Source organism: Aeromonas sp. sia0103 (assembly GCF_963895295.1).
GTDB classification, from domain to species: Bacteria; Pseudomonadota; Gammaproteobacteria; order Enterobacterales; family Aeromonadaceae; genus Aeromonas; species Aeromonas encheleia.
In genome coordinates this window covers 410,069-423,982 of record NZ_CAWQKG010000033.1, presented here as the reverse complement: position 1 = coordinate 423,982, position 13,914 = coordinate 410,069, and the positions used below count along the sequence as shown (strand labels likewise).

Here is a 13,914-nt window from a genome sequence, read left to right as displayed (position 1 = left end):
AAGCCATTGTATAGACAGGAAATGGATATCCGTACATTGATCGTAGTGGCGGCGCTCTGCGCGCTGCCAGGCTGTGTCACCGAGACCACTTACGCTGGCCAGAATTCGACCCAGCGTGAAGTGGGACCCGACTTCAAGGCGGCTGCCCAGACGCGTCTCGATCTGGGCATTCAATATCTGCGCCAGGGCAATGCCGAACAGGCCAAGTTCAATCTTGATCGCGCCCTGCAGTACGACCCCAGCAACCCTCAGGTCTATATCGGCTTCGCCTACTTCTACCAGCAGGTCGAAGACTTCAAGGCGGCCGAGACCAACTATCGCAAGGCCCTCGACATAGATCCGACCAATGCTGACGCGATGAACAACTACGGTGCCTTCCTCTGTAACCGGGGGCGTTTCGACGAAGCCGAGAAGGCCTTCATGCAGGCGGTCAGCCAGCCGGATTACGTCAAGATCGCCGATACCTACGAGAATGCGGCGCTCTGCGCCCTGCAAAATAATAGAAATGATAAGGCTGGCGAATACTATCGTCTGGCCTTGGGGTATAATCCTCGCAATCCAAGGTTATTGCTGGACATGGCCGAGCTTTCCATGAAAGATGGCAAGCTGCCTGACGTGCAGTCTTACCTCGTTCGTTTTGCCGAGGTGGCAGACGAAAACGAGGACAGCCTCTGGTTGAGGCTACGGCTGGCGCAAGCCATGGACAAGCCGGCATTACTTCACCAATTCGGGACTGAGCTGGTAAAGCAATATCCCACTTCGCAACAAGCCAAGCGTTACTTAGCCAATGACTACTGAACAGCCACACGATTTTCAAGACGACTCCCAGGCAGTAGGCCCAGGCCAACTGCTGCGCAACGCCCGTGAGCAGCTCGGCTGGACACGAGAGCAAGTTGCGTCCCGCATTCACCTTCGTCTGACCCTGATTTCCGAGATCGAAGCGGATAGCTATGACAAGCACACTTCTCATACCTTTATCCGCGGCTATCTGCGTGCCTATGCCAAGCTGGTCGGCATCCCCGAGGAGACCATACTGGCGGCTTACGACAAGCTGGGGCTGACGCCACCCGATAACATCGACATGCAGAGCTTTTCCCGCCGCTCCCGCCAGCAAGCCAACGACAGTCGGCTCAAGGTGGTGACCTGGTTGGTGATCCTGGTGCTGATCGCGCTCTCCATCGCCTGGTGGTGGCAGAGCACGGCTCGTCGCTCCGCCGGTGATGACGCCCTGGCGGCGACCGAGATGGGGACGACCGGCAACATGCCGAGTGCCAACTCGGTGACCGCCATAGACGTGGCCGATCCCGTGCTGCCCGTCGCCTCCGAGGCGGTGGCCATTGCCGTCGATCCCGTGGTGAGCGATGCCGTTGCCCTCGAGCCGGCCGTCGTCGAGGTCAGCGCCGCTGTGACGACCGAGGCGTCTGCCGCGGTGGCGACCGTGGCTCCGGCCGATGAAGCCAGCACCGAGCCGGGCAAGCTGCCCCAGCTCAAGATGAGCTTCACCGCCGACTGCTGGCTGGATGTCAAGGATGCCAACGGCAAGACCCTGTTCAGCGGTATGAAGAAGGCAAATGACGTACTCGTGCTGGAAGGACCCGAGCCACTCAAATTCATCGTTGGCGCGCCCATGGCGGTCAATCTCGAATATCAGGGCAAGTCCTTCGACATGAGCCGTTACAACAACGGCCGGACTGCTCGCTTCTCACTGCCGCAGGAGTAATCTGTCCGCCATGTCCGCTCACGAATCCCCCATCATTCGTCGCAAATCCAAGCAGATCATGGTCGGCAACGTGCCGGTTGGGGGCGATGCCCCCATCACTGTGCAGACCATGACCAACACCAAGACCACGGACGTGGCCGCCACCGTCGAGCAGATCCAGCGGATCGAGCGGGTGGGGGCGGACATAGTCCGGGTCTCGGTGCCCACCATGGAGGCGGCTGAAGCCTTCAAGCTCATCAAGCAGCAGACCCGCATTCCCATCGTCGCCGACATCCACTTCGACTACCGTATCGCCCTGAAAGTGGCCGAATACGGCGCCGACTGCCTGCGCATCAACCCGGGCAACATCGGCAACGAGGAGCGGGTACGCGCCGTGGTCGATTGTGCGCGCCACTACAACATCCCGATCCGCATCGGGGTCAACGGTGGCTCCCTGGAGCGCGATATTCAGGAGAAATACGGCGAGCCGACCCCCGAAGCCTTGCTCGAGTCGGCCATGCGCCACGTGGATTACCTGGATCGCCTCAACTTCGACAACTTCAAGGTGAGCGTCAAGGCGTCCGACGTCTTCCTGGCCGTGGGTGCCTACCGCCTGCTGGCCAAGCAGATCGAGCAGCCGCTGCACCTCGGCATCACCGAGGCGGGCGGTTTCCGCGCCGGCGCGGTGAAATCGGCCATCGGGCTCGGCATGCTGCTGGTCGATGGCATCGGTGACACCATCCGCATCTCGCTGGCCGCCGATCCGGTGGAAGAGGTGAAGGTGGGCTTTGACATCCTCAAGTCCCTGCGCATCCGCTCCCGTGGCATCAACTTCATCGCCTGCCCCTCCTGCTCGCGTCAGGAGTTCGACGTGATAAGCACGGTGAACGCCCTGGAAGAGCGGCTGGAAGACATCATCACCCCGATGGATGTCTCCATCATCGGCTGTGTGGTCAACGGCCCGGGCGAGGCGCTGGTCTCGGATCTGGGGCTGGCGGGCGCCGCCAACAAGAGTGCCTTCTACGAAGGGGGGCAGCGGGTCGACCGGCTCGACAACAAGGATCTCATTCCGACCCTGGAGCGGCGCATCCGTGCCCGGGCGGCCATGCTGGATCCGGCCAACCAGATCCAGATAGACAAGGGTTGAACCGGTAAAGGTTCAACCAGAGTGGGGCCACCTGGGGTGGCCCCGGCTTTAGGTAGTTGATTTTAAATCCCGCATCTGGGCACCCTGATTTTACCTCGGGGTCGAAAATCCCTATAATGCGGCCAAATTTCACGTCTTTTTCTCGAGTATCAACGTGGCAAAACAGATCCAAGCGATTCGCGGTATGAATGATTGCCTGCCGGAGCAGAGCCCGGTATGGCAGAAAGTGGAACAGATCCTGCGCCAGGTCGTGGCCAGCTATGGCTACAGCGAAGTGCGCATGCCCATCGTCGAGCAGACTCATCTGTTCAAACGCGCCATCGGTGAAGTGACCGATGTGGTCGAAAAAGAGATGTACAGCTTCGAGGATCGCAACGGCGACAGCCTGAGTCTGCGTCCGGAAGGGACCGCCAGCTGCGTGCGTGCCGGCATCGAGCACGGCCTGCTGTATAACCAGGAACGCCGGATGTGGTACATGGGCCCCATGTTCCGTCACGAGCGTCCCCAGAAGGGCCGTTATCGCCAGTTCCATCAGTTCGGGGTCGAGCTGTTTGGCATCAACGGGCCGGACATCGACGCCGAGCTTATCATGCTGACTCATCGCCTGTGGCGCCTGTTCGGCATCAGCGATCACGTCACCCTGCAGCTCAACACCCTGGGCCAGACTGAGGAGCGTGCCGCCTACCGCGATGCGCTGGTGGCCTATCTGGAGCAGTACAAGGATCAGCTGGACGAAGAGAGCCAGCGCCGCATGTACAGCAACCCACTGCGGGTGCTCGACTCCAAGGACGAGAAGGTGCAGGCCATACTGGCGGACGCCCCCCGTCTGTTCGATCACTTGGGCGAGGCGAGCCTGGCCCACTTCGAGGGGCTCAAGCGCCTGCTCGAGTCGGCCGGCATTCGCTATGAGGTGAATGAGCGGCTGGTGCGCGGTCTCGATTATTACAACCTCACCGTATTCGAGTGGGTCACTACCAGCCTGGGTGCCCAGGGCACAGTCCTGGCCGGTGGCCGCTATGACGGTCTGGTGGAGCAACTCGGCGGTCAAGCGACCCCGGCGGTCGGCTTTGCCATGGGCATGGAGCGACTGGTGCTGATGCTGGAGACCCTCGAGCTCAACGCCGACATCCGCCCGGCGGTGGATGTCTATCTCGCCATGGTGGGTGAGGGCACAGAGCAAGCCGGCTTCCAGCTGGCCGAGCGGCTGCGTGATGCGCTGCCGGACTTGCGGCTGATGAGCCACTGCGGTGGCGGCAACTTCAAGAAACAACTCAAGCGTGCCGACAAGAGCGGCGCGGCCATTGCCCTGATCCTCGGCGAGACCGAGGTGCAAAGCGGGGAGATCACCATCAAGTATCTGCGTGGCCAGGCCGAGCAACAGACCGTCACGGTCGATGCCGCCATCGCCCTGCTGGCAGCTAAAGGAGAATAAGCTGTGGAAGTTTATACCACCGAAGAACAACAGGTCGAAGTCATCAAGAGCTGGTGGAAAGAGAACGGGACCTCGGTACTTGCAGGGACTGTGATCGGTCTGGTCGGCCTCTTTGGCTGGCGCTATTACAACGAGCATCAGCTGACCAGCCAGGAGGCCGCCTCCCAGGCTTACAACGAGATGACCGCCCAGCTGGCCAAGGGCGACGATGCCGCCCTTGAGCAGGCGAAGAGCTTCATCACGGCGCACAAGGGCGATGCTTACGCCGAGCTGGCGGCCCTGCAACTGGCGGCGGCTGCCGTCAAGGCCAACAAGCTGGATCTGGCGGTCGAGCAGCTGACCCTGGTCGCGACGGGTGGGGACGAGAGCCTCAAGCCCATCGCCGCCCTGCGTCTGGCCCGGGTCCTGAACGATCAGGGCAAGGCCGACGAGGCCCTGGCCCAGCTCGCCAAGATCAACAACGACGCCTTCAAGGCCCAGGTTGCCGAGGCCCGTGGCGATGTGCTGCTCAAGCAGGGCAAGCCGGAAGAGGCGCGCGACGCCTACCAGGCGGCGGCGGATGCCGGCGGCCTGCAGGCGAGCGCCGAGCTCAAGCTGAAGATGGACGATCTGGCGCTGCCAGCCGTGACTGCGGGTGGGGCACCGGATGCGTAATCTGTACAAACGAATGATGCTGGGGGCTGCGGTCTCCCTGGCCTTGCAGGGTTGCTCCCTGTTCAGCTCGGAAGAAGATCTGACTCCGATGGCCGCGTTGCCGGTGGTGGAGTCGGCGTTCACCGCCGATACCCAGTGGTCTTCCTCCGTCGGGGATGGCATAGGTGACTTCTACTCCCAGTTGAAACCTGCGGTGGAAGAAGATCATATCTATGCCGCCGCCCGGGATGGCGATGTCACCGCCTTCGATCGCAAGAGCGGTCAGGTGCTGTGGAGCGTGGATCTGGCGGAACTGCCGGCCAATGTCGACAAGCGCAGCGCCCGTTTATCCGGCGGTCTGGTCTCTCGCTACGGCAAGCTGTTCCTCGGCTCCGAGAACGGGGTGGTCTACGCCCTGAACGAGGCGGACGGGGAAGTGCTGTGGCAGACCACAGTGCCGGGTGAAGTGGTGGCGAGCCCGGCGGTCGAGGATGGTCGGGTGGTGGTGTTGACCACCTCCGGTCGCCTGATTGCCCTGGACACCGACGAAGGCAAGCAGCAATGGACCCTGTCCGAGGAGCAGCCCCCGCTGACCCTGCGCAGTGCCAGTGCCCCGGTCATCACCAACGGCGCCGTGCTCTATGGCCGTGCCGATGGCAAGGTCGGCATCGCCCTGCTCAGCAATGGCCAGCCGGTGCGTCAGTCCAAGGTGGCGGATCCCCGCGGTGCGACCGAACTGGATCGCATGGTGGACGTGGATGCGACCCCGCTCATCGCCGGTGATGAGCTCTATGCCATCGCCTACAATGGTCAGTTGATGGCGCGCAAGCTGATGACCGGCGACGAGGTGTGGAAGCGCAAGTATTCCGGCTATCGTGACCTGGCGGTGACCGGCAACGCCATAGTGCTGACCGACAGCCGCAGCCACCTGTTCGCGGTCGATCGTCGCAACGGACTGGAGCTGTGGTCCAACACCCAGCTGGAAAATCGCAGCGTCACCGCCCCCGTCATCTTCGGTGACTACGTGGTGGTCGGCGATGTGGAAGGTTACCTGTATTGGCTGGATCGTACCGACGGTACCATCAAGGCGATGCAGCAGCTCGACAGCAGTGGTCTCTATGCCGCCCCCCTGGTGGACGGTGACACCCTGTATGTGCAGAGCCGTGGTGGCAAGTTGTACGCCTTGCAGCGTCCCTGATCACCCTTCAATCTGAATATCCGGCTCTTGGTCTTCGGACCCGGAGCCTTTGTCGTCTTGAGAATGAGGCTTTTATGACTCCTGTAGTAGCCCTGGTGGGCCGCCCCAACGTGGGGAAATCCACCCTGTTTAACCGCCTGACCCGTACCCGGGATGCCTTGGTCGCCGATTTTCCCGGTCTGACCCGGGACCGCAAATACGGCCAGGCGAAGTTGGGCGAGCTGGAATTTATCGTGGTCGATACCGGCGGTATCGATGGTACCGAGGAGGGGATCGAGCTGAAGATGGCCGAGCAGTCCCTGCTGGCCATCGAAGAAGCCGATGTGGTGCTGTTTATGGTGGACGCGCGGGCCGGTCTCACCGCCGCCGATCAGGCCATCGCCGAGCACCTGCGCAAGACCCACAAGAAGGTGTTCCTGGTCGCCAACAAGACCGACGGCATCGACGGTGATTCCGCCGTGTCCGAGTTCTACGCTCTGGCGCTGGGGGAGGTCTACCAGATCGCCGCCGCCCACGGTCGTGGCGTGCTGAGCCTGTTGGAACTGGCGCTGGCCCCCCACCTGGAAGAGCTGGTCGAGGCCGCCGCTGGCAGCGAGGAGGATGCGCAAGAGGAACTGGAAGAGGACTTCGACGAAGAAGCCCTGCTGCGCATGGTTGCCGCCGGTGAGCTGGACACCAGGGAAGACACCAAGGAGACCCCGTTCGCCGACCTGCCCATCAAGTTCGCCATCGTCGGTCGTCCCAACGTCGGCAAGTCGACTCTGACCAACCGCATGCTGGGTGAAGACCGCGTCATCGTCTATGACATGCCGGGCACCACCCGCGACTCCGTCTATATCCCGATGGAGCGTGACGATCAAAAGTACGTCATCATCGACACCGCCGGGGTGCGTCGTCGTGGCAAGGTGCACGAGACGGTGGAGAAGTTCTCCGTCATCAAGACCCTCAAGGCGATCGAGGATGCGAACGTCTGCCTGCTGGTGATAGACGCGCGCGAGACCATCACCGATCAGGATCTCAGCATCCTCGGCTTCGTGCTCCACTCCGGCCGCTCGGTGGTACTGGTGGTGAACAAGTGGGATGGCCTGGATCAGAAGGTGAAAGAGGACGTCAAGAACGAGCTGGATCGTCGTCTCGGCTTCATCGACTTCGCCCGGGTGCACTTCATCTCCGCCCTGCACGGCAGCGGTGTCGGCCACCTGTTCGAGTCCATCCAGGAGGCGTACCAGTCCGCCACCCGCCGTACCAGCACCGCCATGCTGACCCGCATCATGCAGATGGCGCAGGAAGATCACCAGCCGCCCATGGTGAACGGTCGCCGGGTCAAGCTGAAGTATGCTCACGCCGGTGGTTACAACCCGCCGCGCATCGTCATCCACGGCAACCAGCTGAACGATCTGCCGGACTCCTACAAGCGGTATCTGATCAACTACTTCCGCAAGTCCCTGAAGATCATGGGCACCCCGATCCGGGTCGAATTCCAGGAATCGGTCAACCCGTTCGAGGGCAGGAAGAACACCATGACCCTGAGCCAGGAGCGGCAACGGGATCGCTTGCTCAAGGCGAGAACCAAGAGCAGCAAGAAATAAGCCGAAACGGCTGCCCCTGCGGCAGCCGTTTTTTTAGCCTTAAGCGCGAAGGTTAATGAGCCGTGGGCCCACCCAGCGCTCATTCACTTCATGAGGAGTCATCGATGAGCACCCTGACATGCCCAGCCTGCCACGCCGAGCTGGATAGCCGCAGCAGCGAGACAAGCTGCACCCAATGCCAGACCCGCTACCGGATCCTGGCCCGTTGCCCGAGCTGCCAGCAGGCGCTGGAGCGGCTGAGGGCCTGCGGGGCGGTGGATTACTTCTGCAATCATTGCAACAGCCTGGTCTCTAAGCGGGCGGTGCTCCTTGCGGTGAGTCCGGTCGAGTCGGCGTGAGGCAATAAAAAAACCGGCATTTGCCGGGTTTTTTATTCTGTGTGCTCTGCGATCAGCAAGGTGTAGGAGCGGTTTCGGCGCCATATCTTGCGTTTCATGTCATTGAGTTTGAGCTTGCGTCTTGGGCTCCAGGAACATTTTGTCTTCCTGGTCAACGTGGCTCTTCTGCGAGTTCGCATCTTGTTCTCCTCCCTGGTCATCCTGGCACTGATGTTGAGGCCTGTCGGTGCATTCTGTCATCAGTATCGCAACTTGATGAATATGTTGCGATAAGCACCTGTCAGACAGGCTCAGGCCTGGAACGATGTTAACAGAGAACTCAACCGGATAACACACCCGGGTCAAGGGGCGATGATCTGCTTGACCACCTCGGCGATGATGGTAGGGTGCTCGCCGCTGGCTGCCGGCTCGCTGTTGTCATCCTCGTCCAGCTCCTCGCGGCGGTGGGCCTTCTGCTGCTCGTTGTCGAGCCAGAGCAGGCTCTGGTAGTACTGGCGCACGTTGTTGACGTAGTTGCGCGCCTCGCCACCCCGGGCATAGCCATAGCGCACCTTGCGATGCCAGCGGGCCTGCTGCAGCAGCGGCAGCACCTCCTTCACATCACTCCAGGCGTCGGGATTCTTGCCGAGCTCCTTGGTCAGGCGGCGCGCATCCATCATGTGGCCGTAGCCGATGTTGTAGGCGGTGAGGGCGAACCACACCTTCTCGTCGTCCGGCACCGAGTCCGGCACCTTCTCCATCATCTCCTGCAGGTAGCGGGCACCGCCCTTGATGCTCTCCTCCGGGTGCAGCCGGTTGCTGACCCCCATCGCCTTGGCGGTGGGCTCGGTCAGCATCATCATGCCGCGCACCCCGGTATAGGAGCGCGCCTCCGGATCCCAGTGGGACTCCTGATAGCTGATGGCCGCCAGCAGGCGCCAGTCGATCTCCTTGGCGTGGGTCTGGAACAGTTCCTGGTATTTGGGCAGCCGGCTCTTGGCCCGCTGCAGGAAGGTGCGGGTGTCGACGAAGTCGAAGTTCTGCACATGGCCGAAGTACTTCTCGTCCAGCTTGGCGATGGAGCCATCCATGAAGCGCTGGCCGAAGAAGTCGATGATGCTGGCATAGAGGCTGTCATCGGGCAGCTTGGTCATGGCCCAGGCCACGGCCTGCTTCTTGTCGAGGGTCAGCCCCTCGGTGAGCTCGGGGTAGTAGCGCTGGGCGCGGGCCAGCACGGTGTCCTGCACCACCGTATAGTCGAGCTTGCCGTCGGCGACCTGCTTGAGCAGCTCCTCCACATCCGCATCCCGGTTGGTGCTCCAGTCCAGGTTGGGGTACTGCTTGGCGAGTATCTTCATCAGATCCTCCCCGGTGGAGCCGGCGGGTACCACTATGGTGCCCTTGATGTCGCCGAGATCCTTCGGCTTGGGGGAGCCATTGCGATAGACCAGCTTGGGGGAGACCTGGTAGAAGCCGGGGCCGAAGCGAAACAGCTTGCGCCGCTCCGGCGTCACCACGATGGCGGCGGCGGCGAGATCCAGCTTGCCCTGCTCCAGCAGCTCGACCAGCCCGGCGGTGCTGTAGGCCGGGATGATGGTCAGCTTGACCCCCAGCCAGTCGGCATAGTTCTGCGCCAGCTCGTAATCGAAGCCCTGGGCGATGTCGTCACGTTGGTAATAGGAAGTGGGGCCATAGAGGGTGCCAACCCGGATCTCGCCCCGTTGACGGATCTGCTCCAGCTGGCTGGAGGGGGAATAGAAGTCGCAGCCGGCCAGGGCCAGCGTCAGCAACATCCCGATACACAGTCGAAAAATGCAGCGCAAGTAGTTGAATACCCTTGTTGAAAAAATCGGCATTTGTCAAAAAAGAGGCTCCTTTATACCAGAGTGTGTGGAGCGAGTCACATCGGTCTAAGTGAGAAAAACGTTTGTCCGTTGTGGGCCTGATCCCTATAATACGCGCGTCTCAAATCCCCCCACACTCTAAAACTTGGTGAGAAAGGTATATGGAAATCTTGCGTGGTGCCCCAGCACTGTCTGAGTTTCGTGTCCACAAGCTGCTGCAAAGCTGCGTGCAGAGAGGAGTAGAGATAGAGAGCGTCTATGCCGAATATGTGCACTTTGCCGAGCTATCATCCCCCTTGTCGCCGCCCGAGCGAGCGACCTTGGGCCAGCTCCTGCGCTACGGCCCGACCATCCCAGAACACACCCCCAGCGGTCAGCTGTTTCTCGTTACCCCCCGTCCCGGCACTATCTCCCCCTGGTCTTCCAAAGCAACCGACATCGCCCACAACTGCGGCCTAAACCAGGTCAAGCGGCTGGAGCGCGGCATTGCTTATTATCTGCAGCCCAAGCAGGCCCTGACCGCCGTCCAGCGCGGCGAGCTGGCGGCCCTGCTGCACGATCGCATGATGGAGACGGTGTTCGACGAGCTGAGCCAAGCGAGCGCCCTGTTTGCCCATCAGGAGCCGCGCCCCTTCACCCAGGTGGATGTGCTGGCCGGTGGCCGCACCGCGCTGGCTGAGGCCAACGTGGCACTGGGCCTGGCCCTGGCCGATGACGAGATCGATTACCTGGTGGAGAACTTCACCCGGCTTGGCCGCAATCCCAACGACATCGAGCTCTACATGTTTGCCCAGGCGAACTCGGAGCACTGTCGTCACAAGATCTTCAACGCCGACTGGACCATAGACGGACAGCTGCAACCCAAGTCGCTGTTCAAGATGATCAAGAACACCTTCGCGCAGACGCCGGATCATGTCCTGTCTGCCTATAAAGACAACGCCGCCGTGATGGAAGGCAGCGAGGGTGGCCGCTTCTTCCCGAGCCCCGCCAGCGGTGAGTACCAGTATCACCAGGAGCGGGTCGACATCCTGATGAAGGTGGAAACTCACAACCACCCGACCGCCATCTCCCCCTTCCCGGGGGCGGCCACCGGCTCCGGCGGCGAGATCCGCGACGAGGGTGCGACAGGCCGTGGCGCCAAGCCCAAAGCGGGTCTGGTGGGCTTCTCCGTTTCCAACCTGCGCATCCCCGGCTTCGAGCAGCCCTGGGAGCAGGATTTCGGCAAACCGAGCCGCATCGTCAGCGCCTTTGACATCATGCAGGAGGGGCCGCTCGGCGGCGCCGCCTTCAACAACGAGTTCGGTCGTCCGGCCATCCTCGGTTATTTCCGTACCTTCGAGGAGAAGGTGCCGAGCCACAACGGCGTCGAGGTGCGGGGCTACCATAAGCCCATCATGCTGGCGGGCGGCATCGGCAACATCCGCACCGAGCACGTGCAGAAGGGGGAGATCCCGGTCGGGGCCGCCCTGATCGTGCTGGGTGGCCCGGCCATGAACATCGGCCTCGGGGGCGGCGCGGCCTCCTCCATGGCCTCCGGCCAGTCCGCCGAGGATCTGGACTTTGCCTCTGTGCAGCGGGACAACCCCGAGATGGAGCGCCGCTGCCAGGAAGTGATCGACCGCTGCTGGCAGCTGGGCGATGACAACCCCATCGTCTTCATCCACGACGTGGGGGCCGGTGGCCTCTCCAACGCCATGCCGGAGCTGGTCAACGACGGCGAGCGCGGTGGTCGCTTCGACCTGCGCGCCATCCAGAGCGACGAGCCTGGCATGAGCCCGCTGGAGATCTGGTGCAATGAATCCCAGGAGCGTTACGTGCTGGCCGTGGCCCAGGACAAGCTGCCGCTGTTCAAGGCCCTGTGCGAGCGCGAACGCGCCCCCTATGCCGTGATCGGTACCGCCACCGAAGAGAAGCATCTCACCCTGTCCGACAGCCACTTTGACAACCAGCCCATCGATCTGCCGCTGGACGTGCTGCTCGGCAAGGCCCCCAAGATGCACCGCGACGTGGCCAGCCTGCCGGCCCGTGGCAAGGCGCTGCAGCTGGACGGCATCACCCTGAGCGAGGCGGCCGAGCGGGTGCTGCGCCTGCCGACCGTGGCGGAGAAATCCTTCCTCATCACCATCGGCGATCGCAGCGTGACCGGCCTGGTCAACCGCGATCAGATGGTCGGCCCCTGGCAGATCCCGGTGGCCGATTGCGCGGTCACCGCCGCCACCTACGACAGCTATCACGGCGAAGCCATGTCCATGGGCGAGCGCACCCCGGTGGCGCTGCTCTCCCACGCCGCCTCCGCCCGCATGGCGGTGGCCGAGGCGCTGACTAACCTGGCGCCGGCCCACATCGGTTCCTTGAAGCGGGTCAAGCTCTCCGCCAACTGGATGGCCGCCGCCGGCCACCCGGGGGAAGATGCCGGCCTGTACGAGGCGGTCAAGGCGGTGGGCGAGGAGCTCTGCCCGGCGCTTGGCATCACCATCCCGGTCGGCAAGGACTCCATGTCCATGAAGACCCGCTGGCAGCAGGATGACGAGGAGCGCAGCGTCACCTCGCCGCTCTCCCTGCTCATCACCGCCTTCGCCCGGGTGGAGGACGTGCGCAACACCGTCACCCCGCAGCTGCGTACCGATCTCGGCGAGACGGATCTCATCCTGATCGATCTGGGCAACGGCAAGCAGCGCCTCGGCGCCTCGGCCCTGGCCCAGGTCTATCGCCAGCTCGGCGACAGCGCACCGGATCTCGACAACCCGGTCCAGCTCAAGGGCTTCTTCAACGCCATTCAGGCGCTGGTGGCGGATCGCAAGCTCATCGCCTACCACGACAGATCCGATGGCGGCCTGTTCGTCACCCTGACCGAGATGGCCTTCGCCGGTCATTGCGGCCTCGAGATCCAGCTCGATCGCATCGGTGGCGAGCTGCTGCCGGCGCTGTTCAACGAGGAGCTGGGCGCCGTCATCCAGGTGCGTCGCGACGACAAGGAAGCAGTGCTGACCCTGTTGGCCGGCCACGGTCTGGCGGCCTGCTCCCACGTGCTGGGCACCGCCTGTGACGGCGATATCATCTCGTTGCAGCGGGAGGGCCATGAGCTCTATCGCGCCAGCCGCACCGCCCTGCGTACCGCCTGGGGCGAGACCAGCTGGCAGATGCAGCGCCTGCGCGACAACCCGGAGTGCGCCGATCAGGAACACGCCGCCCGTCAGGACGCCGCGGATCCGGGTCTGCACGCCAGCTTGAGTTTCAACCCGAGTGAAGACGTGGCCGCACCCTATATCGCCCGTGGGGTCTCCCCCCGGTTGGCGGTGCTGCGCGAGCAGGGGGTCAACTCCCACGTGGAGATGGCCGCGGCCTTCGATCGTGCCGGCTTCACCGCGGTGGATGTGCATATGAGCGACATCCTGTCCGGTCGCATCAAGCTGGAGCAGTTCCAGACCCTGGTGGCCTGCGGCGGTTTCTCCTACGGCGACGTGCTGGGGGCGGGGGAAGGCTGGGCCAAGTCCATCCTGTTCAACGACGGTGCCCGCGAGCAGTTCCAGCGCTTCTTCGAGCGCGGCGATACCCTCTCCTTGGGCGTGTGCAACGGCTGCCAGATGATGTCCAACCTGCGCACCCTGATCCCGGGCGCCGATCTGTGGCCGCGCTTCGTGCGCAACCGCTCCGAACGTTTCGAGGCCCGCTTCAGTCTGGTGCAGGTGCAGGATTCCCCCTCCGCCTTCTTCGCGGGCATGCAGGGCTCGGTGATGCCCATCGCCGTCTCCCACGGTGAAGGGCGGGTGGAGGTGCGCGATGCCGCTCACCTTGCCGCGCTGCAGGCCAGCGGTCTGGTGGGGCTGCGCTTCGTCGACAACCGCGGTCAGGTGACCGAGCAATACCCGGCCAACCCGAACGGCGCACCGGATGGTATCACCGCAGTCACCACCCTTGACGGTCGCGCCACCATCATGATGCCGCACCCGGAGCGGGTGTTCCGCACGGTGGCGAACTCCTGGCACCCGGACAACTGGGGCGAGGATGGTGCCTGGATGCGGATGTTCAGAAACGCACGGGTACGCCTGGGTTAA

The 13,914-nt window shown here is 62.8% G+C and carries 10 protein-coding genes; 9 read left to right on the top strand and 1 reads right to left on the bottom strand.

Annotated features, from left to right (window positions below; all coding sequences use genetic code 11):
* The first annotated feature begins 6 nt into the window (after window positions 1-6).
* The 8 genes from tapF to AACW18_RS13175 all read left to right on the top strand — a co-directional run bounded on the left by tapF (window position 7) and on the right by AACW18_RS13175 (window position 8,036).
* Window positions 7-798: a PilW family type IVa pilus biogenesis/stability lipoprotein TapF gene (tapF, locus tag AACW18_RS13210; RefSeq protein WP_126623341.1), complete on the top strand. Its 792-nt coding sequence runs from the start codon at window positions 7-9 to the stop codon at window positions 796-798.
* Window positions 788-1,720 (top strand): RodZ domain-containing protein, encoded by a 933-nt coding sequence (locus AACW18_RS13205; RefSeq protein ID WP_218388916.1) that lies wholly within the window; start codon window positions 788-790, stop codon window positions 1,718-1,720. The genes tapF and AACW18_RS13205 overlap by 11 nt, the downstream gene beginning before the upstream one ends.
* Before the next feature lie 10 nt (window positions 1,721-1,730).
* On the top strand, window positions 1,731-2,846 hold the full coding sequence (gene ispG, locus AACW18_RS13200; RefSeq protein ID WP_042652392.1) for a flavodoxin-dependent (E)-4-hydroxy-3-methylbut-2-enyl-diphosphate synthase: 1,116 nt from the start codon (window positions 1,731-1,733) through the stop codon (window positions 2,844-2,846).
* Between the two features lie 154 nt (window positions 2,847-3,000).
* Entirely contained in the window at window positions 3,001-4,278 is a 1,278-nt protein-coding gene (hisS, locus tag AACW18_RS13195; protein WP_042652391.1) for a histidine--tRNA ligase, read from the top strand.
* A gap of 3 nt (window positions 4,279-4,281) precedes the next feature.
* Complete coding sequence (locus AACW18_RS13190; RefSeq protein WP_218388915.1) at window positions 4,282-4,932, top strand: YfgM family protein; 651 nt, start codon at window positions 4,282-4,284, stop codon at window positions 4,930-4,932.
* Window positions 4,925-6,109 (top strand): outer membrane protein assembly factor BamB, encoded by a 1,185-nt coding sequence (bamB, locus tag AACW18_RS13185; protein ID WP_218388914.1) that lies wholly within the window; start codon window positions 4,925-4,927, stop codon window positions 6,107-6,109. Before AACW18_RS13190 ends, bamB begins: the two co-directional genes overlap by 8 nt.
* A 74-nt stretch (window positions 6,110-6,183) precedes the next feature.
* Window positions 6,184-7,698 carry a ribosome biogenesis GTPase Der gene (gene der / locus AACW18_RS13180; RefSeq protein ID WP_218388913.1) on the top strand — a complete coding sequence of 505 codons (1,515 nt, stop codon included), beginning with the start codon at window positions 6,184-6,186 and terminating at the stop codon, window positions 7,696-7,698.
* A gap of 104 nt (window positions 7,699-7,802) precedes the next feature.
* Window positions 7,803-8,036, top strand: coding sequence for a zinc ribbon domain-containing protein (locus AACW18_RS13175; protein ID WP_218388912.1), 234 nt, complete (start codon window positions 7,803-7,805; stop codon window positions 8,034-8,036).
* Window positions 8,037-8,377: 341 nt separating this feature from the next.
* Here the strand turns inward: AACW18_RS13175 and mltF are convergent, their stop codons facing one another.
* Window positions 8,378-9,871, bottom strand: a complete 1,494-nt coding sequence (gene mltF, locus AACW18_RS13170; protein WP_218290931.1) for a membrane-bound lytic murein transglycosylase MltF — start codon at window positions 9,869-9,871, stop codon at window positions 8,378-8,380.
* A 149-nt stretch (window positions 9,872-10,020) separates the two neighbouring features.
* On the opposite strand from mltF, the gene purL reads away from it, so the two are divergent.
* Window positions 10,021-13,914 (top strand): phosphoribosylformylglycinamidine synthase, encoded by a 3,894-nt coding sequence (gene purL, locus AACW18_RS13165; RefSeq protein ID WP_218388911.1) that lies wholly within the window; start codon window positions 10,021-10,023, stop codon window positions 13,912-13,914.

Excerpts from the sequence above, each read along its gene's own strand:
- AACW18_RS13205 (WP_218388916.1), top strand. The coding sequence starts at position 788 with ATGACTACTGAACAGCCACACGATTTTCAAGACGACTCCCAGGCAGTA.
- purL (WP_218388911.1), top strand. The coding sequence starts at position 10,021 with ATGGAAATCTTGCGTGGTGCCCCAGCACTGTCTGAGTTTCGTGTCCAC.
- mltF (WP_218290931.1), bottom strand. The coding sequence starts at position 9,871 with ATGCCGATTTTTTCAACAAGGGTATTCAACTACTTGCGCTGCATTTTT.
- ispG (WP_042652392.1), top strand. The coding sequence starts at position 1,731 with ATGTCCGCTCACGAATCCCCCATCATTCGTCGCAAATCCAAGCAGATC.
- der (WP_218388913.1), top strand. The coding sequence starts at position 6,184 with ATGACTCCTGTAGTAGCCCTGGTGGGCCGCCCCAACGTGGGGAAATCC.
- bamB (WP_218388914.1), top strand. The coding sequence starts at position 4,925 with ATGCGTAATCTGTACAAACGAATGATGCTGGGGGCTGCGGTCTCCCTG.
- AACW18_RS13175 (WP_218388912.1), top strand. The coding sequence starts at position 7,803 with ATGAGCACCCTGACATGCCCAGCCTGCCACGCCGAGCTGGATAGCCGC.